Raw genomic sequence first — 21,706 nt, forward strand, 5'->3', positions numbered from 1 at the left:
TTTAAGTGCCAATGCATGTTTGATTTCTTCGTTGCGTTGGTAAATCAAGAACAAAGTCGGGGTTTGGACGCGTCCAACGCTAAACACGCCTCTCATGCCGTTTTTCTGCATATAAAGCGTGTAAAGACGGGTGAGATTGATTCCTACCAGCCAATCAGCGATTTGTCGGGTTTCTGCTTCTTTGTAAGTGGAATAAAACGCCTGTCCGTCCTTCAGATTTTGAAATCCTTTTTTGATTTCGCTAGTTTCAAGCGAGTTGATCCATAAACGTTTAATGGTTTTCCGGCTATTTCCCGAAAGGTTGATAATCAAGCGGGCGATTGCTTCACCTTCTCGGTCGCTGTCGGTCGCAATCACGATTGTTTCCGCTTCATCTAAATGCTTTTTGACGATCTTGTATATATTGATGTAAGAATAGACACTGTTACGATAAAATACTTTGTAAAAATATACCCTACTTCCCCGATACTCATAACCATTCCTTCTCTTCTAGTACATTTGGTGTTCATTTTGATGATGCTCTTCTACTTCGGCTCATGTTTAGCAGCTTATTGATTTTTGCTTTATTGCTTCAGCCAACCTTTATTTACGGCATCATCTATAAGTTTTCTAACATAGTCCCAAACTTCTGGCATAATTTCTTTGATGACCTCGTTTCGTTTTAATTCGCGTTCAACATCAATGTTATTTTCTAACCAGGTATTCCCGTCACAGTAGTATATCTGCAAGACAGGCTGTAACCTATCGATTGCCGCTGCATATTTTGCTTCTACGGTTGCCATCTCCTCAAACTCTTCCCACAAATCCATAAATTCATCATATTGTTCTCTCGGTAATGTAGAAAATAAACTTGTAGCTGCTTCCCGTTCTCGCTGTACTTTATCCAGGTACCCAGCTTCATCATAACAATAGATATCACCTGCTTCGATTTCTACCATATCATGAATAATTAACATTTTGAGTACTCGCAACAAATCCACTTGCCCTTCGGTTGCGACATGTTCTGCAAGCAATAGTGCACATAATGTCAAATGCCAGGTGTGCTCTGCATCATTTTCCCGTTGGTTTCTATCATAGATCAGTGTCGATTGTCTAAGGATGGCTTTAAGCTTGTCAGCTTCGACAATAAACTGGATCCTCTTTTCTATTGCATTCATCTGTGACCTCCAATTATTTGTTGAATGAATTTATATCAAAGGTACAGCTTTTTTCCACAATGCCTCCAAAGTTGCATAAAAAAACTGCAGCCTTTTCTTTTGGTAAAACAATTACTCCTGCACAAACCTTAATGAAAGGCTCCTTTCAAACTTCCTATAACACTTTTTCCTCACGAATGATCTTTGTTGTTACTTCAACTACTCCACGGAAAAATGCAATGAATGGGGCGTAGGCGCGATCAATGTCAGCCCACATCTTTCTTTAAAATAGGTTTTGCTATCTTGTTTCGCCACTTGCAAAATTTCTGCCTCAGCAAAAGGGACCACATTGTCACTCCCCCGCAATTCACTGCATTCCAAAATAATCAAAATCTCTGCTTCTAATGTATTGATTCTCGCATACTGTTCAAAAAAGTTTTCGTGATTGATTTCTTGGATCGCTCGTTTGATTTCGAAGCAATTGGCAAGAATCTTTTCTTTGAGTTCTGGAAACTCTTCCTTGAAAAAAAGCCGCTCCGTTTCTTCCATGTAGAAGTTTAAATATTCTTCCATTGAATGGATCTTAAATGCTGACTCCATCTTTAGTCCTCCTGTTCTATTGATTGGTGAATCTTATGTAAAATCCTGTTTATGTGTTTATCGTTGGAACGAATACGTCGATGCGTACTCTATGGAAATATTGAAAGGAAATCGACCTTTAGGCTGAAATCACTAGCATTACGTTAAATAGAGGATTCGAACACTCTTTCTTACCTTCGCTTTTTCGTAAAACGTTTCTGTTGACCGAGATCTTTATGCCTGCATTATTACATGTTTTTTAGGAAAGGAGACGCCAATCATTTGTTTGTTAGAAGCAAATAAAGTCCTGTTAGATACCTTCGGGTTGGATCGTATCAATTTTAGTTTCATAAAAGTAAACAAGCCCAATAGCCGATTGAGCGATTGACAAACTACATAGGAAATCTGAGAAACGCTGTGCAAAACTTTTCGCTTCCTACTAAAAAAAGGGAGGATTCTCTGGTTTTGAGAATCCTCCTTTTTTTCATACTGTGAAATCCACAGTTTTACGTATGTTTTTGACTAAACTCATTCTGGAACTTTTCAACTGCTTCAATCAGTTCAAGCCAGCGATCCCCCGTTGGAAAACTATTCCATTTAAAAAATTGGACGTTGGGATTTTGGTCAATAAAAGCTTGCCGATTGACGGGATAATCTGTCACGACAAAATCGGGATTTTCGGAAACAAATGAAAGTGTGTACCCAAACCAGCGCTTCAATCATTCCTTTTGTCTGATTTCTTGGATTTTTCCGAATTTTGATTCGTGAAAAATACGAACCGTAGAACGATCAATTTTCGCTACCAGAGAAAGAAGCATACTATATTGAAAAAGCAAGCGATTGTTCGCTTCATACATGGTTGAAAAAATTGGTGATTGTTGCGCTAACGATTCGTACATCTCCTGAACAAACGGAAAAATCTTAGGAAAGACACGGCGATAATCTTTGTCCGTGGTGCTTTTTCCAAAGGCATCGATCTTATTTTTCGATGCAAAAAGAAGCGAAACCGAATGAATATTCAAGGCATTGACCAACAGATAATCAATATTGCTTTCAGAAACGAGAAAAACTTTCTGAGCGTTTTCCGCAAATAGCCTTGCTGCAGCGATTGCTCGTGGAGAAAAATGATCCCCAATTGTTAACTGACTAGGAATCTCTTCAGGTAAGTACGTCGTCATGACAGAAAACATATAATACAAGAAGAGAAATTCTGTTTCTGGAAGCCCATTTAGAATCAAATTGTCTCTTAGCAATGGCTTGATCAGCTCTTCTTTAAATTCTTCAAAGGAAATCGTCAGATGCCTCATCTCCCTCATCTCTTGAGGAATCTCTTTTACAGGAAAGCCTCTTTTAAAACGATAAATACTTAACGCCAACAATTGAACAAATTTCTCCTGATCAATCCCGCGATAAAAACTGGGATAACTTGTCAACTTTTTCTTCAATGTACTGACACTTTGTTTCGTCAATCCACTATAACGCACGTTCGTTGCATCATAGATCTGCCAATACATGATGTGGAAAAAATGCCGAATGCGGTATTCTTCGCCCACAAAAAGCGGTTTTATTTTTAGGTTCAATCGAATGTGATAATTTTCAAGAATCGTTTCTACTTCCTTTAGTTTTCTTTGAACCGTGCGATTGCTGACATAATGTTGTTGGGCGGTTTCTTCCAGCGACACATACTTATCACTAAAGAGTCTGTCTAAAATTTGAAATGGCATGCTTTCTTCTAGCATGACCGAATAAAGCTTAGACAAAAGAAAATTCGGCGCAAAATAAAGCGTCATCTCTCTACCTTCATGCAACGCAATCTCAAAATAAGGATACGCCGTTTGCAAATCGAGTGCTCGCTCAAAAACTAAGACGATTCGTCGTTTTGATAAGTTTGTCTTTTCAGCAAGAACATTTAGTTTTTCACGCTCCACAGCCTGCTCAAAAAAATGCGCAAACAATTCATAAACATCTTGGTCTAATTTAGTTAAAAGAAATTTATACATAATAATACCTCTTAACTTTATTTTTAAGGTAATTATACTCCTTTCACGATCTATTTTCATTCAGTGTGTATTCATTGACTACTTATTTCATTTTATAAGAAGCTGTCTCTGAAACTATCACCTTCTGAATCATTTAGGATAAGCAAAATCATGGCTACAACTACTTAGAACTACGAGTTACTACGTCTGGAGAACATTGCTCTTTCTAACAGCTAGTTTAAGACGACAAAACAGTCCAAAGCGCTATTTATCAAAAAATTATTTTATAATAATAAAAGTAAAAAACCGTATATTTTGCTACGATAATAAGAGAGTCGGTTTTTAGGAGTATTTACAATCGAAGAGTTAGGTAGCCTTTGAGCATTTCAACAATTCCAAAAGCTTTTACTTTCTATCAATTACGCTTATATAAAGTTGAAAATTAGTACAGTTATTTTTAAAGTATCTTCGCCATAATCAAGCTAACTTCTTACATTAATTAAAACGAATGGGGGGACAGGTGTTCATGCTTCGCTGAATGAACTGAAATCAATGAAAATATCAAAAAAAATAGTATGGTCAAGTGTTGCTAGTATTCTCGTTCCAATTTTAATAAGTCTCGCTGTCTTTGTCTCCCCTAGTAATAAACCTGGGATCGTTGTCTCAAATGACTTTGGAAAGATCACAGTTCCGTTGCGAATAAGTAGAATCTATTTAACTCAAACAAACACTGTCTTCTATCAGCCTGAAATACGCTCAGCCAAAACAGTTCTGGAGGAGGCGAATTTATTAGGAGAAAGCACACTTTCGATAAAAATCGGTGAGGAAGAAAAAGAAATTGTTTCTTATATTGATGCCAATGTTAAGAACTTCTCTCTAGAACTAAACGTGGAAGACTATGACAAAACAACAGGAAAATTAGTCTTGACTATTGCCTATCGTGATGGCTTGAATGATGAATTCAAGAACGTAACATTCGAAAGATAACTGATAAAAACCTATATTCTCGCTCATATTTAAATAGGGTTAAACAAAGAGTATCCAGAAAACAATCAATTCTGGATACTCTTTCCTCTCTATTGAAAAGCTTTTAATTTTCAGTTTTTCTTTTTCGTCTCAAAATTACTACGAAAGAAAACAGAACAGTGATGACTCCCAAAAAGCCCATGATTCGTTGACCTGTAAGTTGTTCTCCTGTTGCAGGCAACTTATTTTTTGATTTGGTTTGTGTGTTTGTTTGCTTGCTGTTATTTCCTGAGCTATTCCCGTTCTCTTCGTCCGGCGTCTTGTTTTCTGATTCTGGTGTATCTTTTCCTGAATCTTCTCCCGGTTCATTCTCTTTATCAGCACTGTAAACATAAATAACTTCTTGGACGGCATCACTGAAGGTACCTTTTGCATTTTTAGGCGTCTTTGAAACCCGCCAGCCAGATATTTCTTTGGCGTTGCTTTCATAAGACAAGCCAACTTTTCCATTAAGGATCGTTGGTTCAGCTAATTGATTTCCTTCCATGTCTTCATATCTTACGATAACCAGTGCTGCATCACTACGTTCATAAACATAGGTAACTTCTTGCGCATTTTCACTATAAGTCCCATTAGCGTTATAATCACTGATTTAAATTGTTTTTTTTAATTTACACACAAAAAAAGAGACACATAACATGCATCTCTTTGGGCGGCCCATTGTAAGTTCAGCCTATTATTGATTTTTTACTAGTTATCCCGATACTCGATCGTCAATCCTTTTAAAAAGTTGCGGGCATATTTGTCTAAACATGGTTTGTAATTGCGATGGCCTTCTTTTCGTAAAATGGCGCCTAATTCACCTTTTGAAACTTTAACTCCCGCTTGCTCGAAAATGCCCAGCATTTCATCTGTTGTTAGGGAAAGGGCGATTTTTATTTTCTTCAGCATCAAATTATTTACATTGCCATTGTTCAACTCTAGGACAGGTTCTGCAGCATCTGGCTTTGTTCCTCGTTGCGAGCGAATCAAACCATTTAAGAAACGCTCAAAGGCTTCATTGGTACACTCAATCTCGTAGGTCTCAGGATCTTTTTTCTTCAATAATTGTCTTACTTCTTCTTTTGTGAAAGAAGCGCCGCCAAGTTCAAAAATTTTCACCATGTCGGTATCCTTGATATCCAAAGCATAGCGTAAACGCGTCAAGCGATCATTGTGATTCATTCTATACACCATCCATTTCTTAGGTTGATTATAACAAATAAACCTAGACGAGTAATCCCGTTTTCGCTTTTTTACTCTAAGAACCCATTTGTTTTCGTTCAAATGTATATCGCTTCTCTCATTCTACTTCCTCCGCTATACTTGATTTAGGGAGTAAATTTATTCTAACAAAACAATAAACGAAAAAAAGCATCTGTTCCGATGATGTTTTGGATTGCTTTATTGTTTTTATTTTGTACACAAAAAGGAGAGGAAAGAAATGAAGAAATACGGGAAATTTTTGGTAATGATTGGGGTATCGACGGTGATTATGTTTTGTATGATGTATTTCAATGTCTACGCCCTCGATCATATCTTTTTCAGCCAAACCCGCCTATTTATGGCACTAATGATGGGCGCGATGATGGCGATCATCATGCTGTTATTTATGTGGAAGATGTATGACAACAAGAAAATGAATATCGGAATTTTAGTTGTCAGTGTTGTACTCTTTTTTGGTTCACTGTTTATGGTCAGAAGCCAAACCGCCGTGGGAGATACGGCCTGGATGAAAGCCATGATTCCCCATCATTCGATTGCGATTCTAACCAGTAAAAATGCCGATTTGTCTGATCCAAGAGTAAAAGAACTTGCAGAAAAAATCATTGACGCACAGGAAAAAGAAATCAAAGAAATGAAAGAATTGATCGAAAAGTTGGAAAACAAATAGCCAGTTTGTGTGCTCACTCAAAGTACCAGCAGATCAACTTTATCGCCACGGTTGCGAAGCCCTTCAAGCAATGGCTGAAGGGCTTCTTTTTTTATCGTCAGTTGCTTTCTTTCTACTGAAAAACCCTGACCGTTATTGCATCCGTTCTTGTTTGACTTTCTTATCCACAACATGACGCTTGGCAAGCTCTTGGCGAATAGCCGCTAAATCAATCCCCATTTCTGCCATTAAAACCAATGTATGATACGCCAAATCAGCAATCTCATAAACGGTTTCTTGGCAGTCTTCCTTCATCGCCCCAATCACGACCTCGGTTGCTTCCTCGCCGATTTTTTTCAAGATTTTTTCACTGCCTTTTTCAAACAAGTAGCTGGTATAGCTGCCTTCTTGCGGCGTATCTTTACGACCTTTTATCAGCTCATACAACGCATCGATGGTCGGAGAGGATTCTGTATCATAAAGCACCTCTGTAAAGCAGCTTTCTGTGCCTGTATGGCAAGCAGGTCCGTCTTTTTTTACTTTGGCGACTAAAGCATCTTGATCGCAATCTGCGGTCAATGATACTAAATGCTGGTAATTGCCGCTGGTTTCTCCTTTGCGCCACAATTCTTGGCGACTGCGAGAATAAAAGGTCATCAATCGGTCCTTCAACGTCAAGGTCAAACTTTCTTGGTTCATATAAGCTAAGGTCAAAACTTCATTCGTTTCCACATCCTGCACGATCACTGGAACCAATCCTTGTTCATCAAATCGTACTTGCACCATGTTATCCACTCCTTCTATTGCCTATCAAAACGCCAACGCTATACGATTCGTACGGGAATATCGACGGCCTGTAATTGTTTTTTCAGCTCTGGGATTTTTACCTCGCCATAGTGAAAAATCGAAGCTGCCAGCCCTGCTTCAATATTTGGCAATTGAAACAGCTCGATAAAATCGGCACTTTTGCCAGCACCACCTGATGCGACGATCGGCAGTTTGGTGATTTCGCTGACAGCTTTCAGCAAGTCGAGATCAAACCCCTGCTTCACGCCATCGGTATCCATGCTGTTGATGACTAGTTCACCAGCACCTAACTGCTCAGCTTGGCGAATCCATGCCAATGCTTCTAAGCCTGTATCTTCCCGTCCGCCTTTGGCAAACACATGCCAGTTCTCACCGACTCGGCGAACATCAACGGATAAAACAACACACTGGCTGCCATAGCGTTTCGCACCTTCTGCAATCAACTCTGGTCTGCGAAGCGCCCCCGAATTGACGCTGACTTTGTCGGCGCCACAGTTTAAGACTCGTTCAAAATCTGCTACTTGATTGATGCCACCGCCCACCGTCAAAGGAATAAACACTTCTGACGCCACGCGCTGCAAAATGTCCGTGAATAAGCCGCGTTCTTCTGCAGAAGCAGTAATGTCATAAAAAACCAGCTCATCGGCGCCTTGTTCATTGTAAAAGCGCGCCAAAGTCACTGGATCATTGACATCTTTTAAGCCAGCAAAATTGACTCCTTTCACGACTCGCCCATCTCGCACATCAAGGCAAGGAATGATTCGTTTGGCGATCATGCTTCTGCCTCCCCTGCTGCTAAGACATCCGCCAATTGGAGACTGCCGTTATATAAGGATTTCCCAACGATCACGCCAGAGATGCCCAACTGTTTTAATCCTTTGATATCTGCCAATGAAGCCACGCCGCCAGAAGCCACGATGTCGCAATCTAATTGATTGAGTTTTTCGTATAAGGGCAGATTGATGCCTTCTCCTGTACCGTCACGCGAGATTTCGGTAAAGATGATCGTTTGCGCTCCCCATTCCACCAATTGTTGGCAAAAAGTAAACGCGTCTGTTGCCGTTTTCTCGAGCCAGCCTTCCACGGCCACTTTTTCTTCCTTGGCATCGACCCCAATCGCGATCTTGTTGCCGTATTTCTTGAGCATCGCTTTTGTGAATGCTGGGTCTTTCTGGGCAATCGTGCCGAGGATCACCCGATGAACGCCTGCTGCTAAACAATGCTGGATCGTTTCTTCCTCACGAATCCCACCGCCAACTTCGACAAACAGATTGGTTTGCTGGACGATGCTTTTTGCGACATCAAAGTAATGGAGTTTGCCCGCTTTGGCACCATCTAAGTCGACGAGGTGCAGATAGTTGGCACCTTCTTCTTCAAAGGAACGAGCAAATGCCACTGGATCATCCCCAAACACTTCTTTTTGCTCATAGTCTCCTTGGTACAAACGGACCACTTTTTGATCTAACAGATCGATTGCTGGAAAAATTTTCATAGCGGCACCTCCGTAAATGCTTTTAAAATCTTCAACCCGACAGCCCCACTTTTTTCTGGGTGAAACTGAGTGCCGAAGACATTGTCTTTTTGCACAATACCGGGAATTGCTAGACCATAGTCACTGTCTGCTATGACATACTCTTGGCAATCAGTAGCAAAATAACTGTGGACATAGTAGACAAAGTCTTGTTCCCCTATCCCACTGACGAGAGGACTTTCCTTTCTGACAGTCAGCCGATTCCAACCAATCTGTGGCACTTTCAGATTCAGTTTGGCTTCTTCAAAGACGCTTTGCATGGAAACGATCCGTCCTGGAATCAAACCGAGCCCCGCATGTGTGCCAAACTCCTCGCTGCTGTCGAACAACAGCTGCATCCCTAAACAAATGCCTAAAAAGGGTTTGCCAGCTGCTGCCAATTCTTGGATCGGTTCGATCAGCGAGAACTCTGCCAACTTTTGGCGGGCATCGCCAAAAGCGCCTACGCCGGGTAAAAGAATGCGGTCAGCAGCTTTTAATTCTGCTAGTGAACGCGTGATTTGGCAGTCAACACCCAAATAATCCAGCGAACGAGACAAGCTGAACAAATTGCCGACCCCATAGTCGATGATTGCTAACATAATACGCCCCTTTCCTTATCTCATCCATCTGTGTGGAAGATACGTAATCATTTTTCCCTCATGACTCACTGGATCGTCCCTTTGGTTGAAGGAATCTCATCTGGGGCTGCTTGATTGATCGCTACTGCTTCACCTAAAGCACGCCCAAATCCTTTAAAACAAGCTTCCACAATGTGGTGGCTGTTTTTGCCAGCGATTTGATGGAGATGGATCGTAGCACCTAATTCACGGGCAAAAGCAATGAAAAATTCTTCAACCAATTCCGTATCAAACTGCTGCCCGATTTTTTCGCTCGGTATCGCCAACTCTACGACTGCCATGCCACGACCGCTAATATCGATCGCTGTCATGACTAAGGCTTCGTCCATCGGCAGCAGCATACTGCCATAACGTTTGATGCCTCGTCGCTCCCCAAGACTTTCTGAAAACGCTCGGCCAATGGCGATGGCAACGTCTTCTGTTGTGTGATGGGCATCTACTTCTGTATCACCATCACAGACCAACGTCAAATCAAAGCGACCGTGGCGGACAAATAATTCCAGCATGTGGTCTAAAAACCCCACACCAGTCTTGATTGATTGCTGACCAGTACCATCGATCGTCAACTGCAGGTGGATCTTGGTTTCAGTCGTATTGCGGGTAACTTCTGCTTTTCTCATTCCTTCACCTCTTCTATGATCGTTGTTAACACCGTCATCAATCGTTCCATCTGGGCCTTCGTTCCTACCGTGATCCGTAAATACTCTTTGATGCGGGGCTGATTAAACCAGCGGACGAATATTTTCTGCTCTTTCAGTGCCTGATACAACTCTTCACCAGCAATCGCAGGGTGCCTTGCAAACAAAAAATTTCCTTGGCTGTCGGTCTGCTCAAAGCCGAGTTTCGCTAGGGCTTGCTTGCTCCACTCACGCACCTGGATCGTTGCTTGGATTTTCTCATCGACATACGCTTGTTCTTGCAAAACGGCTGCACCAGCGGCTTGGGTCAAACTATTGACATTGTAAGGATTCAAGCTAAATTTCAACCGATTCAAGTCTTGGATCAGTCCTTCATTAGCAACCGCAAAGCCTAGGCGTGCCCCTGCCAGCTGCCGAGATTTTGAAAACGTCCCCACGACTAAGAGATTTGGGTATTGATCGATCATAGAAACCATTGAAGAGCCGCCAAAATCGATATAGGCCTCATCGACAATCACTAAGCGATCGGGATGCCGTTTTAGAAAGGCACAAATTTCGCTTTGTTCTTGATAAACCCCAGTCGGCGCATTGGGATTGGCAAAAATGACAGTCCCTTTGAGCGAATCGTAGTCCGTTAACGCAATCGAGAAATCTTCTTGCAGCGGAACAACGGTGGCAGCGACTTGGTACAAGGCACTATACACTTGATAAAACCCATAGGTCACATCGGGAAAGGCGATGCCGTTTTCCGTGAAGCCTTGAAAGAGATAGGACAAGACTTCGTCACTACCATTACCGAGAAACAGCTGGGCTGGTGTAACGCCAAGATAAGCAGCCAGAGGGGTTGTCACCACTTCAGCAGCAATATCCGAGTAACGATTCAGCTTGTGGGTGGCATCGGCAACCGCTGCTTGAACACTTGGTGCTGGCGGATAAGGACTTTCATTGGTGTTCAGTTTAATAACGGCTTGCTCGTCTACTTGTTCCCCTGGTGTATAAGGAGTCAGCTTGTGATACTTTTGATGTAAAAAGGTCATTTTTCTCCCTCTCTTCGTACATTGATCGAACGGGCATGGCCGATCAAGTCTTCGGTTTCTGCGAACAATGCTACGGCTGGACCAGCCGCCTTCATGGCTGCTTCTGGGTAATACAAGTAGCTGCTTTTCTTAATAAAATCATCCACTGATAACGGTGAGTAAAAACGGGCGGTCCCTTCTGTTGGTAGGGTATGATTTGGTCCAGCAAAATAATCTCCCAGCACTTCTGGTGTATGATGTCCTAAAAAGACACTGCCCGCATTTTCTACTTGTCCCAACAAAGCAAAAGGATCTGCCACTGCTAATTCAAGATGTTCTGGGGCGATTTGATTGGCAATGGTAAGTGCTTCGGTCAAATCTTTGACTAGGATCAGCTTTCCGCTAGATTCAAGCGCCGCAGCAGCAATGTCTTTTCGGGGCAGTTGCTTCAGCTGCAAGTCAAGCTCTACTTGGACTTGTTCAATCAAGGCTGCTTCTGTTGTGACTGAGATGGCTTGCGCTAAGATATCATGCTCGGCTTGTGCCAAAAGATCCGCTGCCAGCCAGCGAGGATTTGCGCTGGCATCGGCGATGATCAGCACATCGCTGGGCCCTGCGATCATATCGATATCAACTTCGCCGTACACCATTTTTTTCGCTGTGGCGACATAAATATTTCCTGGTCCCACGATTTTGTCGACTTTGGGAATCGTTTCTGTCCCATAAGCCAATGCCGCTACGCCATGGGCACCACCGACTTTGTAGATTTCATCCACTCCAGCAACGGAAGCTGCCGCTAAGATAGCAGCTGGAACTTTTCCTTGGCTGTCCGTCGGTGTGATCATAACGATTTTTTTGACCCCGGCGATTTTTGCGGGCAGGACATCCATCAAAACCGTACTAGGATAAGCTGCTGTGCCGCCAGGAACATAGACCCCGACTTTTGCTAGTGGCAAAACCCGCTGTCCCATCACAACGCCATTTTCCTTCGTCAAGACAAAGCCTTGCTGGACTTGCTTTTGATGAAATGCCAAAATGTTTTCTTTTGCCTGTTCCATCACCTCAAGCAGCTCAGGGGAGACGGCTTGGACAGCCTCGTCTATCTCCCCTGGACTGACGGTTAAGGAAGACAAGGTCACTTGATCGATTTCCTCAATTAATTGGAACAACGCCTGATCTCCTTGCTGCTGAACACGGGCAATGATTTGGGCGACAACGATTGAAACATCCTTCGTTTCCGACTTTTTCCTTGCCACAATCGTTTCGATCGTATCTTTTTGGGTCGAAAAAATTCTCATAATTGCTCCCTCACCTTCTCAATCACTGTTTGAATGCGTTCTTGCTTGAAACGCCACGTGGCGTGGTTGATCACTAAACGCGCTGAAGACGGCGCGATGTCTTGGATCACTTCTAAATCATTTTCTTTTAGTGTCGTCCCCGTTTCGACGATGTCAACGATCACATCGGAGAGACCTAACAAAGGAGCCAATTCAATGGATCCATGCAGTTGGATCAATTCCACCGAGCGACCTAACCCTTGATAAAACTGGCGGGTGATCTGCGGATATTTTGTGGAGACCCGCAGCGGGCGGGAGAAATCTTCCTCAAAATCCGTACGCGCAGCTACTGCCAAACGGCAGACCCCCATATGCAAATCAAGAAATTCGATGACTTCTGCCTTGCTTTCCATTAAAATATCTTTGCCTACGACACCGATATCCGCCACTCCGTGCTCCACATAGATTGCCACATCGCTCGGCTTGACTAAGAAAAAGCGCAACTTGTTTTCTTCATCACAAAAAATTAGTTGGCGATTGTCTTTGAAGACGCCTTGCGCAGCAACTCCAGCTTTCGTGAATAAATCGTATACGGCATCCCCCATGCGGCCTTTAGGTAACGCAATGTTCAAATAGCCTGAACTTTCGTTGTCAGTCGGCGCCTTTTGCCCTACATGATTGAGCTTCATACCAAAACCGATCGCCCCTTGCTCTTTGCCTTGGCGACTCATCAAGCGATCATAACGGCCACCATATAAAATCGTCTCTCTTGCTTCTTCGATGAATCCTTGAAACAGCAAGCCACTGTAATAATCGGCATCATTTAAAATTGAAAAATCCAGCCTTATCCGAATGGAGGCTGACAGTTGTTCTTTTTGCAATGCTTGATACAGTTGTTTTAGTTCTGCTAAACCAGCTTGTGCTTGTGGATACTCTGCCAGCAGCTCTTTGGCTTTTTGATACTTGGTTTCAAAATCACCTGACAAACGTACCAGTTTCGCCAATTTTTCAGCTTCTGTTGCTGACAAGCCAGCTTTTTCAGTCAGTGCATCCATGCCATGAGAACTCTTGTCCCGCAGGCAGTGCAGTACCTTTTGTCGATCTGCTTCGGGGAAGCGTTGGCAGATGCCATCCAAAATCCCCATATGAGACAGATCCAAGGTCCCTTTTCCCACCTGAGCCAAACTTTCCCAAGCCAGTTTTACAACCTCCAGTTGATCTTCCCATGTGATTTGGTCAATGAGCTCCAAACCGATTTGATCGATCTTTTGGTATTCCCCTGCTTGACGATCCTGTCGATAGACATCCTCCACATAATACACTCTGCGCGCTTCTCCAGAAGGTGTATTTTTGGCAATCGACAAGGTGACATCGGGTTTTAGCGCCATCGTCCTGCCATCCGTGCCTGTAAACGTGATGATGGAAGAACCACGCAAGAACTGATCATTTTGCTGATAGTTGCGATACTCTTCAAAATTGTTCGAGTGATAAGGTGAAAAATGATGCTGCGTATACAATTTTCTTAATTTCAGTTCGACTTGTTCGGCTGGTTTCAATACATTCCATAACTCTTCCACACTTATCACTCCTATTTCATGCCACTGATTCGGCTTTCTCACTGTTAAAGGCTCGCTTTATCATCGATTCACCATCAGTTTTTCTAATAATACTAATGGTTTTGCCATAAATAAGCAATGGTATTTTTCGAAATATTCTGGAATTTTTCTATACACTTTATTGGTGGCGATAAAGAAAGGGCATCAAATAAAAAGCCCTGCTGAAAATTCAGGACAGGGCTTTCACTTGAAGGTATATTTGAGGTCCGCGCCTAGGAGCTTGAAAAAGAATTGATTGGGAACCCATTATTGAACTGAAAATAAATAATCGCTGCTATTTACTTTTTGCTGTATCGTCTGAGCAAAGGGTTCATGATCAGCTGTGTTGGTGACAATGATGGGAATCGTTAGATCATAGCCTGCTGCACTGATTTCTTTTTCATCAAAAGAAATCAATTTTTCTCCAGCTTTAACGTATTGATTTTCAGCTACATAAAGGGTAAATCCTTTTCCATCTAGATGAACCGTGTCGATCCCGATGTGGATCAAAAGTTCGACCCCATTCTCGCCTCTTAAGCCAATCGCGTGCTTGGTGGGTGTAGTCATAATCACATAGCCATCAAAAGGAGCAACTATGGTTTCATCAGAAGGAATGATCGCCACTCCATTCCCCATCATTTTTTCCGAAAACATCGGATCCTTGACTGCCTCAAGAGAAATAACACTTCCCGATATTGGGCTGCTGACTTTCAAAGCATCTTCGGCTTTACTCATTTGATTTGCTTGAACTCGTTTTCGTTCTAAGAGAATCGTTGTAGTAAAAGAAACGCATACAGCCAGAAGAATGACGACGATTGCAAACCAAAAATTGCTATTGAATCCAGAACCATCTGTCGGGATAAAAGTCGGGATCGCAACCAGACCTGGTGAAACAACTGCATATTGTTTTAGTTGAACAAACCCTGCCATGATCCCACCTACTGCACCACCTAGAATCGCTCCTATAAAAGCACTTCGATAGTTGATCAAGATGCCAAAAATAGCCGGCTCGGTAATCCCCATCACACCAGTCAGTCCTGAAGAAAGAGCCAAAGCTCGTTTTTCAGTATTTTTTTCCGTATAAGAAATAGCTAAGGCTGATGCACCCACGGCAACGTTGGCTGCCAGCATAGCTGGCATAACAAATGAATCATAGCCGTAGTCTCCTAACATAGCAAAGACCAAGGGGAACAACGCTTGATTGGTACCTGTCATGACTAATAGCGGAGTCATTGCTCCTAAGACACCAACTGAAAACCAGCCGAGTTTGTCGTATAAAAAGCTCAAACCACTAGCAATGTATCCGCCCACTGCATTTCCAATTGGCCCTAATACGATTAATGTGACAGGTACGGTAATTAAAATAACTAATAATGGCTTGACGAAATACTTGATCGATTGCGGAATAAACTTATCCCCGATTCGATCCATTACCGCCATAAACAAAACACCAAATATTACGGGAATAGTCGTTGTATTATAAATCATCGTTGGGATAGCGATTCCTAAGAAATTCAACCCTTCCACGCCATTGATCAATGAGTGGACGAGGATCGCGCCTAGGAACATACCCATCAGTCCATTGATTCCAAGTTTTCTAGCAGCACTATAACCGATATAAATCGGTAGAAAATAAAAACCCGCATCATTGATAGCATTTAAAATCGTGTAGGTTCCGCTGTCAGCTGCAAGTCCGAAAAAGGTCACGCCAATATTCAATACCGCCGATACCAGCCCAGCAGCTACCAATACCGGTAGAACTGGAACGAAGGTTCCACTGATAAAATCGACAACCAGCAAGCCGTAGTCTTTGAGGGTGCGCTTCGTTTTTCGTTCTTCCTTCGTCTGACCATTCATTTGATTTCGCTTTTCTGTAAAAATTGCATATACTTTTGGCACATCAGGACCGATGATCAGTTGAACTTCATGGCCTCTTCTCACTGTGCCCAAAATAAGTTTATTTTCTTTTAATTGCTTGTCATCAAAAGCGGTCGGATCACTTAACTGCAGCCGAAGCCTAGTAGCGCAGTGATTGACTGTTTGAACATTTTCGATTCCTCCGATATTTTTTATAATATACACAACCAGTTCATGATAGTTTGACATAGTGATTCATCCTCACTTTATTTTATAAACCGCTTTCACAAAAGTAGTTTTAGGAGCGATAGAAGCTCTTTCTTCTATCGCTCATTTCTCATCCTTTTGGACGTACTAACGTTTGACCATTTGATTGGATCACTTCTTTATACCAATAGTAAGAATCTTTCGGGATTCTACGTAAATCCAGTAACTCTTCATCAGTTGTATTGATATAGACAAGTCCATACCGTTTCGCCATCCCATTGCCCGTACTCAAAAGATCAGTAAAGGACCATGGATTATAACCAAAGACTTTTGCGCCATCTTCAATCGCCAATCCGACTTGATAAATCTGATCATTTAAAAAATCAATTCGTTCTTGATCATGTACTTTTCCATCCTCACCTAGCTTCTCATGCGCCCCGTAACCATTCTCAGTAATCACCATTGGTAAATGATAGTGGTCTTCCATGTAGCGTAACAAGTAACGCATAGCAACTGGATCGATCTCCCAATCCCAATCGGTTGTCTCGACAAAAGGATTGACCGTTTGCGCAAAAATCCCTGGATAATTTGGGTAAACAAATTCCCCTTTTATCCCCGATTTGTTCAACCCAATTTCTTGATGATCGGATGCCACTGGTGACTCCTTCGCTACATTGCTACGGTAACAATTGATGCCGAAAAAGTCGATTTTTGCTTGTGCAACCAATTCCATATCCCCAGGGCGAATATCTGGGTCAATATTATTTTCTTTCCAATAACGTTTAATAAAACCATTGTATTCACGATTTGCATTAAAATCATTCCAGATTTTTTCCGTCAGTTCTTCTGCATTCATCGCTGCAATCTGATCTGCTGGTTTTGCTGACTCAGGATAAAACGGAACCATCCCAGGAACCGGGCCGATCTTGCCGTCTTCAACCAATTCATGACACGCAATCACCGCTTTTGCATGACATAGGTTCATAATATGATTGACTTTCCACTTATCTTCGAACCAAGTCTCTGGGTATTTGCATACTCCTAACCAGTCTCCATAGACAATTTGCATGTTCTGCTCATTAATTGCCAGCCAGTATTTCACACGATCGCCGAATGACTCAAAACAGGTTCTAACATATTGGTCAAATGCATCAATGATGCCTCGGTCGTACCAACCATTAAATTCTTCATCAACCCAGACTGGCATATCGTAGTGATACAAAGTGACGATTGGAGTAATGCCATGTTCAATTAATTCATCAATCAGCTGATTGTAAAAGTCAATGCCTAATTGATTGGGCACCCCTGAATTATCAGGATAGATCCTAGGCCAAGCAATCGAAAAGCGATATGAAGTAAAGCCCGCATCAGCCATTAATTGGACATCTTCTTTGTATTTATGGTAATGATCAGCGGCGATCGAATTATCTGTATAGGGCTTTTTCTTTTTGCTGTTTAAGTCGATGATCGCAGTTGAACGCCCATCTTCTGCTACAGCCCCTTCAACTTGCCACGCCGCACTTGAAGCGCCCCATAAAAAATCCTTTGGAAATAGTGGTTTATCTTTATAATGCATGCCCATTGCCTTCTCTCTTAAATTTAAGTAAATAACCATTGAATAGCAGATCAAGTACGAAATCAATGCCATACGTATAGTAAAGCAGCTCATTAATTTCTTTTTCATGTGTTTGTGAACTTAAATGATACAATTTATCAAAATAGCGGTTATAGATTGGGTTTCTATTATTTGTAAACAAAATCGTTGGTGCCTTGACTTCTTTTAGTATTTCAAGCATGGAAGAAACGAAGAGACCCGATAGCGAAAAAACAATGATCAAGGGATCTTGGTAGTGTTCCAAGGCTAACGTCAGATCGCTCTTTGACGTTAATAGAGTAATTCTTTTGCCGAAGATAACCATTCGCTGTTGGAATGTTTTTACACTACCTGTAATATTGCTTGAACACAAAATCATAACTTCTCGACTATCATTGATTAATCGGACAAGACGATCGACTTCTTGTGTATTAAAACGCAGACTTAATTCTTCCATTAAGGAAGTAATATTGTCTTGAAGCTTAGTCAAAAAATTGGGGTAGCCGTAAAACCTCAGAAATTCATTGATTCCATCATCAAAAGTTTCCGCATTCTTTTTCATATCTAAAAAGTTTTCGTAGCCCAATTGTTTCGCAAATCGTCGAATGGAGGCCCGCGATACATGCTGCTCTTCTGCAATCTGATAAATGTTCCATCGAGTCACGCTTTTGAAGTTCTCTAAGAAAAATTTAGCAAGTTCAAATTCAACCGTCCCTACTTCATTTTCGTTCACAATATGATTTAACTTATAAATGAAATTCAATCGATTATTATCCATTTTTTTAATCTCCCTTGGCCAAGTTTGATTGTATCTAAATTATAACGTATCCGTTTCCAATATTGGGGTGCATGTCTTGTCCCCATTTAAATCTTATCTAGAAATAAAAAAGAGGCACAGAATTCGGCTTCTGTCCCCTTTTACCTATTGTATGTTGTATAGTCACTGATAGTACTTCTTTCTAATCAGAGTCTTCTTCACAAGAATGAAGCAAAAAACTACTCTGTCGATCACTTTACAGGTCTTCTGAACTTTGTTGCTATGAAACCTGACTAGCATAAAAAAGCATGTGCTGGTCATGCTTCTTAGTGGTTACACCAGACCGTGCTTTTGGAGTGCTTGCGCAATCCCGCCGTCTTCTGGTCGAGCCGTCACCTCGTCAGCTACTGCCAATAGCTGTTCACAGGCATTGCCCATCGCAATTCCTGTCGCAACGGCTTCAAACATTTCGACATCATTATGGCCGTCACCAAACGCCAAGGTATCTTTGTTATCGATCCCTAGATGGTTCAAGAGAAAATCGATGGCTGTTTTCTTGTGGATATTCTTGATGCCGATCTCGCCACTGTCTTTGCCAAAAACAGGAACTGTACTGCGAATCATTTGGAATTGTTCGTGGTATTGGTCATGAACCTGTTCATAAGGAATGGAATGATTGATGAAGGAAACTTTGTTCACGTCATCGTAATCGATTTTCGCTTCGTCCTCGATCAATAAATCAAGGAACCACTGAATAGTTTGAACACGTTTTTTTCCTGTTTCACTTTCAACAGGCTCACCTGCTAAGACGATCTCAGTCAACCGATTTCGTAAATTGGTACTTGCAAATAATCCTTGATTCGATTCCAAGTAATACTCGATTTGGTTTGCTTTTAAGAAATTGATCAGTCTTAATAAGGCTTCCTTTTCAAAAACTTTGTGCAAAATCACCTCATCGTGCACCTCGCAATAACCGCCGCCGGCACCAATCATTCCACTTAAAGGCAGTGCCAGTACATCTTCTGTGATTTCGGCTTTTGAACGACCCGTACACAAGAAAAACTCATGCCCTTTCTTATGTGCCGCTGTGATCGCTTGGCGAGCACTTTCTGGTACGTTTCCCGCATCATCGCACAATGTTCCATCTACATCTAAAAAGACAATTTTCTTCGTCATTTCATTCCCTCTTTCCTAACCCAATCAATAAAGCGCTCACATGAACATATTTGCTGAATCCAAGATGTCACCATCAGCCGCTTGCTATTAGTATAACAAATCACAAGATAACCTCGCTAGACTATTTTACTGACTCATACATAAACACGCTCTCCTTTTTTCTCGATGCCCTTTATCTTTGATGATCGTCAAATGGCTTTCATTTGATCACTTTTAAGGTGACTTATCCTTTGCGTAGCTTACTCTTCACTTAAATAAATCAACCCCCATTTAGGTAGTTGGTTAGTTGTATGACCCGTAAGCTCGCGATAATAGTACCGTTTGTCATGCTTGATCATACTGATAATTTCCTCTTCCTTCATCCCCAGCTCTTGACATAGGTCAGTTTTGGTATTGGTCACAAGTTCCAGTAGAATTTGGATCTGTGCGTCCACAGCCAGAAGCGCTCGAAAGGTATCAAATAAGTTCTTTGTTCGATCATAGTAAATGTCATCGAAGTCAACACAAAGTTCCTGATAATAAGTAAAAAGTTTTGGATAGGCTGTCAGTACCCCAGCGCTTAACAATACTTCCTTTGAATAAGACAGATAATCCTTCGGGTCATTTATTTTTTCTGATAATACAGAATCACTCCTTTCCATCCATGGCTTTTCTTCAATGATAGCATTGATCCCTCATTTAATCGTAATGATTTCCTTCTTCGTTAATCGCCCCTACATCCCTTCACATAAAACAAAGGCTTTATCTTCTAGTATTTCAAATCAAATGAAATCCTTGGGTGGCATCCCGTTCTGCGCTCACCTCCAATGCATGATCTAAGGAAATCAGTTACTCTCATTATAGTTTTTTGTTGCTCCAAGCTTATAATTCCTTTTTGCTCTAGCAGAGGAATAAGAGAGAAAAATCCAGCGTACCCGCATTGCTTTATCTAAGAAGAAAGATCAAAAGGAATTTATTTGCAGTGATTTTCCGATGATTACACGATCAACCAAAAGAACGAATGGAAATGAATGCTTTTAACCAATGCTGTGGCGCCTTCATTCTCACGACAACACAAAAAACCAATGATCGCTGGTTTCGATCATTGGTCAAAGTTCTCAATTTACATTTTGTAAAAGGACAATCTGTCCTTTCTTTTTCGATCATGCCAAGATATAAGCGAGGCTAAAACGTCCTCTTACACTGTGAGCACAAAAAAGGATCATGCATATAGAAAATCTAAAATCTCACGTGGCGCGTCTACCAAAGCATCTGGGTTTTCTTCAGAAAGCTTTTTCGGATCGTGGCTGCCCCACGTAACGGCGATCGTTTTGACACCCGCGGCTTTTCCCATTTGGATATCAAAAATAGCATCTCCTACCATGATCGTCTTTGTCGGGTCAAATTGATAGTGTGCCACGACTTTATTGATTCCTTCGGGATGAGGTTTGTAGTGGGTCACCGCATCAGAGCCGATGATTTCTTCAAAGAACGCCACAAGGTCCTGAGCAGCTAGGTTTCGTTTGACAACCGCTGTCTTCTTACTTGAAACGACGAAACAAGGTACCTTTCGTTTGTTTAAGATTTCTAAGACATGGGGAATTTCTGGAAATACTTTCAAGGTACTTTCTTCATAGGTTTGGTAATAGGCTCGGAAAATCCGAATCAATTCCGTTGCGGTTTCTTGATCTAATGGCTGTTCAGACATTTTAAAAAATGATTCTTCGATCGGTATCCCCATATAATGTTCAATGACTACTTCACTGGGTACTTTGAGTCCCATCTCTTTAAAAGCTGCTTTTGTCGCCTTCACACTACATTCTTTTGAATCCAATAAAGTTCCATCTAAATCAAATATCACACATTCAACCTGCTTCACGATATTTCCTCCTCCAAAAGGTATTCCATCAATTTTCTACAAATGCTTTTTTCATTTACGCAATATTTCTTTCCATTACTGATTATCTCTATTTTATCACTAAAAAAAAGCATTATCATATTTTTCCATAACCTTCTTCATTTATTGCTAATATACTTATATAAAAAACGACTCGCTTTGAAAACAGAGTCGTTTATAAAA

General features: G+C 41.6%; 21 protein-coding genes and 1 pseudogene. 2 read left to right on the plus strand and 20 right to left on the minus strand.

The window, feature by feature from the left end:
- The 4 genes and pseudogenes from Q1X33_RS03605 to Q1X33_RS03625 all read right to left on the minus strand — a co-directional run.
- The coding region (locus Q1X33_RS03605; protein ID WP_270788583.1) for a DNA topoisomerase at positions 1 to 357 on the minus strand (357 nt) is incomplete at its 3' end.
- 206 nt (positions 358 to 563) lie between these two features.
- Positions 564 to 1,157, minus strand: coding sequence for an HD domain-containing protein (locus Q1X33_RS03610; protein ID WP_005225214.1), 594 nt, complete (start codon positions 1,155 to 1,157; stop codon positions 564 to 566).
- 198 nt (positions 1,158 to 1,355) lie between these two features.
- Complete coding sequence (locus tag Q1X33_RS03615) at positions 1,356 to 1,736, minus strand: hypothetical protein (RefSeq protein ID WP_005225213.1); 381 nt, start codon at positions 1,734 to 1,736, stop codon at positions 1,356 to 1,358.
- Positions 1,737 to 2,221: 485 nt separating this feature from the next.
- A pseudogene (locus Q1X33_RS03625) lies at positions 2,222 to 3,715 on the minus strand (helix-turn-helix domain-containing protein).
- A 531-nt stretch (positions 3,716 to 4,246) separates the two neighbouring features.
- Here Q1X33_RS03625 and Q1X33_RS03630 point away from each other — a divergent pair.
- Positions 4,247 to 4,681 (plus strand): hypothetical protein, encoded by a 435-nt coding sequence (locus Q1X33_RS03630; protein ID WP_005225210.1) that lies wholly within the window; start codon positions 4,247 to 4,249, stop codon positions 4,679 to 4,681.
- A gap of 103 nt (positions 4,682 to 4,784) precedes the next feature.
- Here Q1X33_RS03630 and Q1X33_RS03635 read toward each other — a convergent pair whose 3' ends face one another.
- Positions 4,785 to 5,312, minus strand: coding sequence for a MucBP domain-containing protein (locus Q1X33_RS03635; protein WP_338389109.1), 528 nt, complete (start codon positions 5,310 to 5,312; stop codon positions 4,785 to 4,787).
- A 98-nt stretch (positions 5,313 to 5,410) separates the two neighbouring features.
- The gene (locus Q1X33_RS03640) at positions 5,411 to 5,884 is read right to left on the minus strand and encodes a DUF1456 family protein (RefSeq protein ID WP_034868291.1); all 474 of its coding nucleotides are present in this window, start codon (positions 5,882 to 5,884) and stop codon (positions 5,411 to 5,413) included.
- Between the two features lie 259 nt (positions 5,885 to 6,143).
- Between Q1X33_RS03640 and Q1X33_RS03645 the strand changes: the two genes are divergently transcribed.
- Positions 6,144 to 6,593, plus strand: a complete 450-nt coding sequence (locus tag Q1X33_RS03645) for a DUF305 domain-containing protein (protein WP_301969723.1) — start codon at positions 6,144 to 6,146, stop codon at positions 6,591 to 6,593.
- Positions 6,594 to 6,725: 132 nt separating this feature from the next.
- Here Q1X33_RS03645 and hisIE read toward each other — a convergent pair whose 3' ends face one another.
- The 14 genes from hisIE to Q1X33_RS03715 form a co-directional block, all read right to left on the minus strand.
- Entirely contained in the window at positions 6,726 to 7,358 is a 633-nt protein-coding gene (gene hisIE / locus Q1X33_RS03650; RefSeq protein WP_034868288.1) for a bifunctional phosphoribosyl-AMP cyclohydrolase/phosphoribosyl-ATP diphosphatase HisIE, read from the minus strand.
- Between the two features lie 38 nt (positions 7,359 to 7,396).
- Positions 7,397 to 8,155, minus strand: coding sequence for an imidazole glycerol phosphate synthase subunit HisF (gene hisF, locus Q1X33_RS03655; RefSeq protein WP_005225205.1), 759 nt, complete (start codon positions 8,153 to 8,155; stop codon positions 7,397 to 7,399).
- Complete coding sequence (gene hisA / locus Q1X33_RS03660) at positions 8,152 to 8,871, minus strand: 1-(5-phosphoribosyl)-5-[(5-phosphoribosylamino)methylideneamino]imidazole-4-carboxamide isomerase (RefSeq protein WP_301969724.1); 720 nt, start codon at positions 8,869 to 8,871, stop codon at positions 8,152 to 8,154. Before hisA ends, hisF begins: the two co-directional genes overlap by 4 nt.
- Positions 8,868 to 9,491, minus strand: coding sequence for an imidazole glycerol phosphate synthase subunit HisH (hisH, locus tag Q1X33_RS03665; protein ID WP_005225203.1), 624 nt, complete (start codon positions 9,489 to 9,491; stop codon positions 8,868 to 8,870). Before hisH ends, hisA begins: the two co-directional genes overlap by 4 nt.
- A 65-nt stretch (positions 9,492 to 9,556) precedes the next feature.
- A complete protein-coding gene (gene hisB / locus Q1X33_RS03670; protein ID WP_005225202.1) occupies positions 9,557 to 10,150 on the minus strand; it encodes an imidazoleglycerol-phosphate dehydratase HisB in 594 nt (197 codons plus the stop codon).
- A complete protein-coding gene (hisC, locus tag Q1X33_RS03675) occupies positions 10,147 to 11,205 on the minus strand; it encodes a histidinol-phosphate transaminase (protein WP_301969725.1) in 1,059 nt (352 codons plus the stop codon). The genes hisB and hisC overlap by 4 nt, the downstream gene beginning before the upstream one ends.
- The gene (gene hisD / locus Q1X33_RS03680) at positions 11,202 to 12,482 is read right to left on the minus strand and encodes a histidinol dehydrogenase (protein ID WP_005225200.1); all 1,281 of its coding nucleotides are present in this window, start codon (positions 12,480 to 12,482) and stop codon (positions 11,202 to 11,204) included. Before hisD ends, hisC begins: the two co-directional genes overlap by 4 nt.
- Entirely contained in the window at positions 12,479 to 14,038 is a 1,560-nt protein-coding gene (gene hisG / locus Q1X33_RS03685; RefSeq protein ID WP_034868282.1) for an ATP phosphoribosyltransferase, read from the minus strand. The genes hisD and hisG overlap by 4 nt, the downstream gene beginning before the upstream one ends.
- Positions 14,039 to 14,323: 285 nt before the next feature.
- Positions 14,324 to 16,162, minus strand: a complete 1,839-nt coding sequence (locus tag Q1X33_RS03690; RefSeq protein WP_005225198.1) for a glucose PTS transporter subunit IIA — start codon at positions 16,160 to 16,162, stop codon at positions 14,324 to 14,326.
- 88 nt (positions 16,163 to 16,250) lie between these two features.
- Positions 16,251 to 17,696, minus strand: coding sequence for a glycoside hydrolase family 1 protein (locus Q1X33_RS03695; protein WP_005225197.1), 1,446 nt, complete (start codon positions 17,694 to 17,696; stop codon positions 16,251 to 16,253).
- The gene (locus Q1X33_RS03700; protein ID WP_005225196.1) at positions 17,686 to 18,492 is read right to left on the minus strand and encodes a MurR/RpiR family transcriptional regulator; all 807 of its coding nucleotides are present in this window, start codon (positions 18,490 to 18,492) and stop codon (positions 17,686 to 17,688) included. Before Q1X33_RS03700 ends, Q1X33_RS03695 begins: the two co-directional genes overlap by 11 nt.
- A gap of 312 nt (positions 18,493 to 18,804) precedes the next feature.
- Positions 18,805 to 19,647 (minus strand): Cof-type HAD-IIB family hydrolase, encoded by an 843-nt coding sequence (locus Q1X33_RS03705; protein WP_005225195.1) that lies wholly within the window; start codon positions 19,645 to 19,647, stop codon positions 18,805 to 18,807.
- 239 nt (positions 19,648 to 19,886) lie between these two features.
- On the minus strand, positions 19,887 to 20,288 hold the full coding sequence (locus Q1X33_RS03710; RefSeq protein ID WP_005225194.1) for a hypothetical protein: 402 nt from the start codon (positions 20,286 to 20,288) through the stop codon (positions 19,887 to 19,889).
- 560 nt (positions 20,289 to 20,848) lie between these two features.
- Positions 20,849 to 21,505 carry an HAD family hydrolase gene (locus Q1X33_RS03715; protein ID WP_005225193.1) on the minus strand — a complete coding sequence of 219 codons (657 nt, stop codon included), beginning with the start codon at positions 21,503 to 21,505 and terminating at the stop codon, positions 20,849 to 20,851.
- Positions 21,506 to 21,706 lie beyond the last annotated feature (201 nt).

This window comes from Enterococcus sp. B2E4 (genome assembly GCF_030499455.1).
GTDB classification, from domain to species: Bacteria; Bacillota; Bacilli; order Lactobacillales; family Enterococcaceae; genus Enterococcus_D; species Enterococcus_D casseliflavus.

What these genes read in the sequence shown, in the direction of transcription:
- Q1X33_RS03610 (WP_005225214.1), bottom strand. Translation starts at nt 1,157, where the DNA reads ATGAATGCAATAGAAAAGAGGATCCAGTTTATTGTCGAAGCTGACAAG.
- Q1X33_RS03615 (WP_005225213.1), bottom strand. Translation starts at nt 1,736, where the DNA reads ATGGAGTCAGCATTTAAGATCCATTCAATGGAAGAATATTTAAACTTC.
- Q1X33_RS03630 (WP_005225210.1), top strand. Translation starts at nt 4,247, where the DNA reads ATGAAAATATCAAAAAAAATAGTATGGTCAAGTGTTGCTAGTATTCTC.
- Q1X33_RS03640 (WP_034868291.1), bottom strand. Translation starts at nt 5,884, where the DNA reads ATGAATCACAATGATCGCTTGACGCGTTTACGCTATGCTTTGGATATC.
- Q1X33_RS03645 (WP_301969723.1), top strand. Translation starts at nt 6,144, where the DNA reads ATGAAGAAATACGGGAAATTTTTGGTAATGATTGGGGTATCGACGGTG.
- hisIE (WP_034868288.1), bottom strand. Translation starts at nt 7,358, where the DNA reads ATGGTGCAAGTACGATTTGATGAACAAGGATTGGTTCCAGTGATCGTG.
- hisF (WP_005225205.1), bottom strand. Translation starts at nt 8,155, where the DNA reads ATGATCGCCAAACGAATCATTCCTTGCCTTGATGTGCGAGATGGGCGA.
- hisA (WP_301969724.1), bottom strand. Translation starts at nt 8,871, where the DNA reads ATGAAAATTTTTCCAGCAATCGATCTGTTAGATCAAAAAGTGGTCCGT.
- hisH (WP_005225203.1), bottom strand. Translation starts at nt 9,491, where the DNA reads ATGTTAGCAATCATCGACTATGGGGTCGGCAATTTGTTCAGCTTGTCT.
- hisB (WP_005225202.1), bottom strand. Translation starts at nt 10,150, where the DNA reads ATGAGAAAAGCAGAAGTTACCCGCAATACGACTGAAACCAAGATCCAC.
- hisC (WP_301969725.1), bottom strand. Translation starts at nt 11,205, where the DNA reads ATGACCTTTTTACATCAAAAGTATCACAAGCTGACTCCTTATACACCA.
- hisD (WP_005225200.1), bottom strand. Translation starts at nt 12,482, where the DNA reads ATGAGAATTTTTTCGACCCAAAAAGATACGATCGAAACGATTGTGGCA.
- Q1X33_RS03690 (WP_005225198.1), bottom strand. Translation starts at nt 16,162, where the DNA reads ATGTCAAACTATCATGAACTGGTTGTGTATATTATAAAAAATATCGGA.
- Q1X33_RS03695 (WP_005225197.1), bottom strand. Translation starts at nt 17,696, where the DNA reads ATGCATTATAAAGATAAACCACTATTTCCAAAGGATTTTTTATGGGGC.
- Q1X33_RS03700 (WP_005225196.1), bottom strand. Translation starts at nt 18,492, where the DNA reads ATGGATAATAATCGATTGAATTTCATTTATAAGTTAAATCATATTGTG.
- Q1X33_RS03705 (WP_005225195.1), bottom strand. Translation starts at nt 19,647, where the DNA reads ATGACGAAGAAAATTGTCTTTTTAGATGTAGATGGAACATTGTGCGAT.
- Q1X33_RS03710 (WP_005225194.1), bottom strand. Translation starts at nt 20,288, where the DNA reads ATGGAAAGGAGTGATTCTGTATTATCAGAAAAAATAAATGACCCGAAG.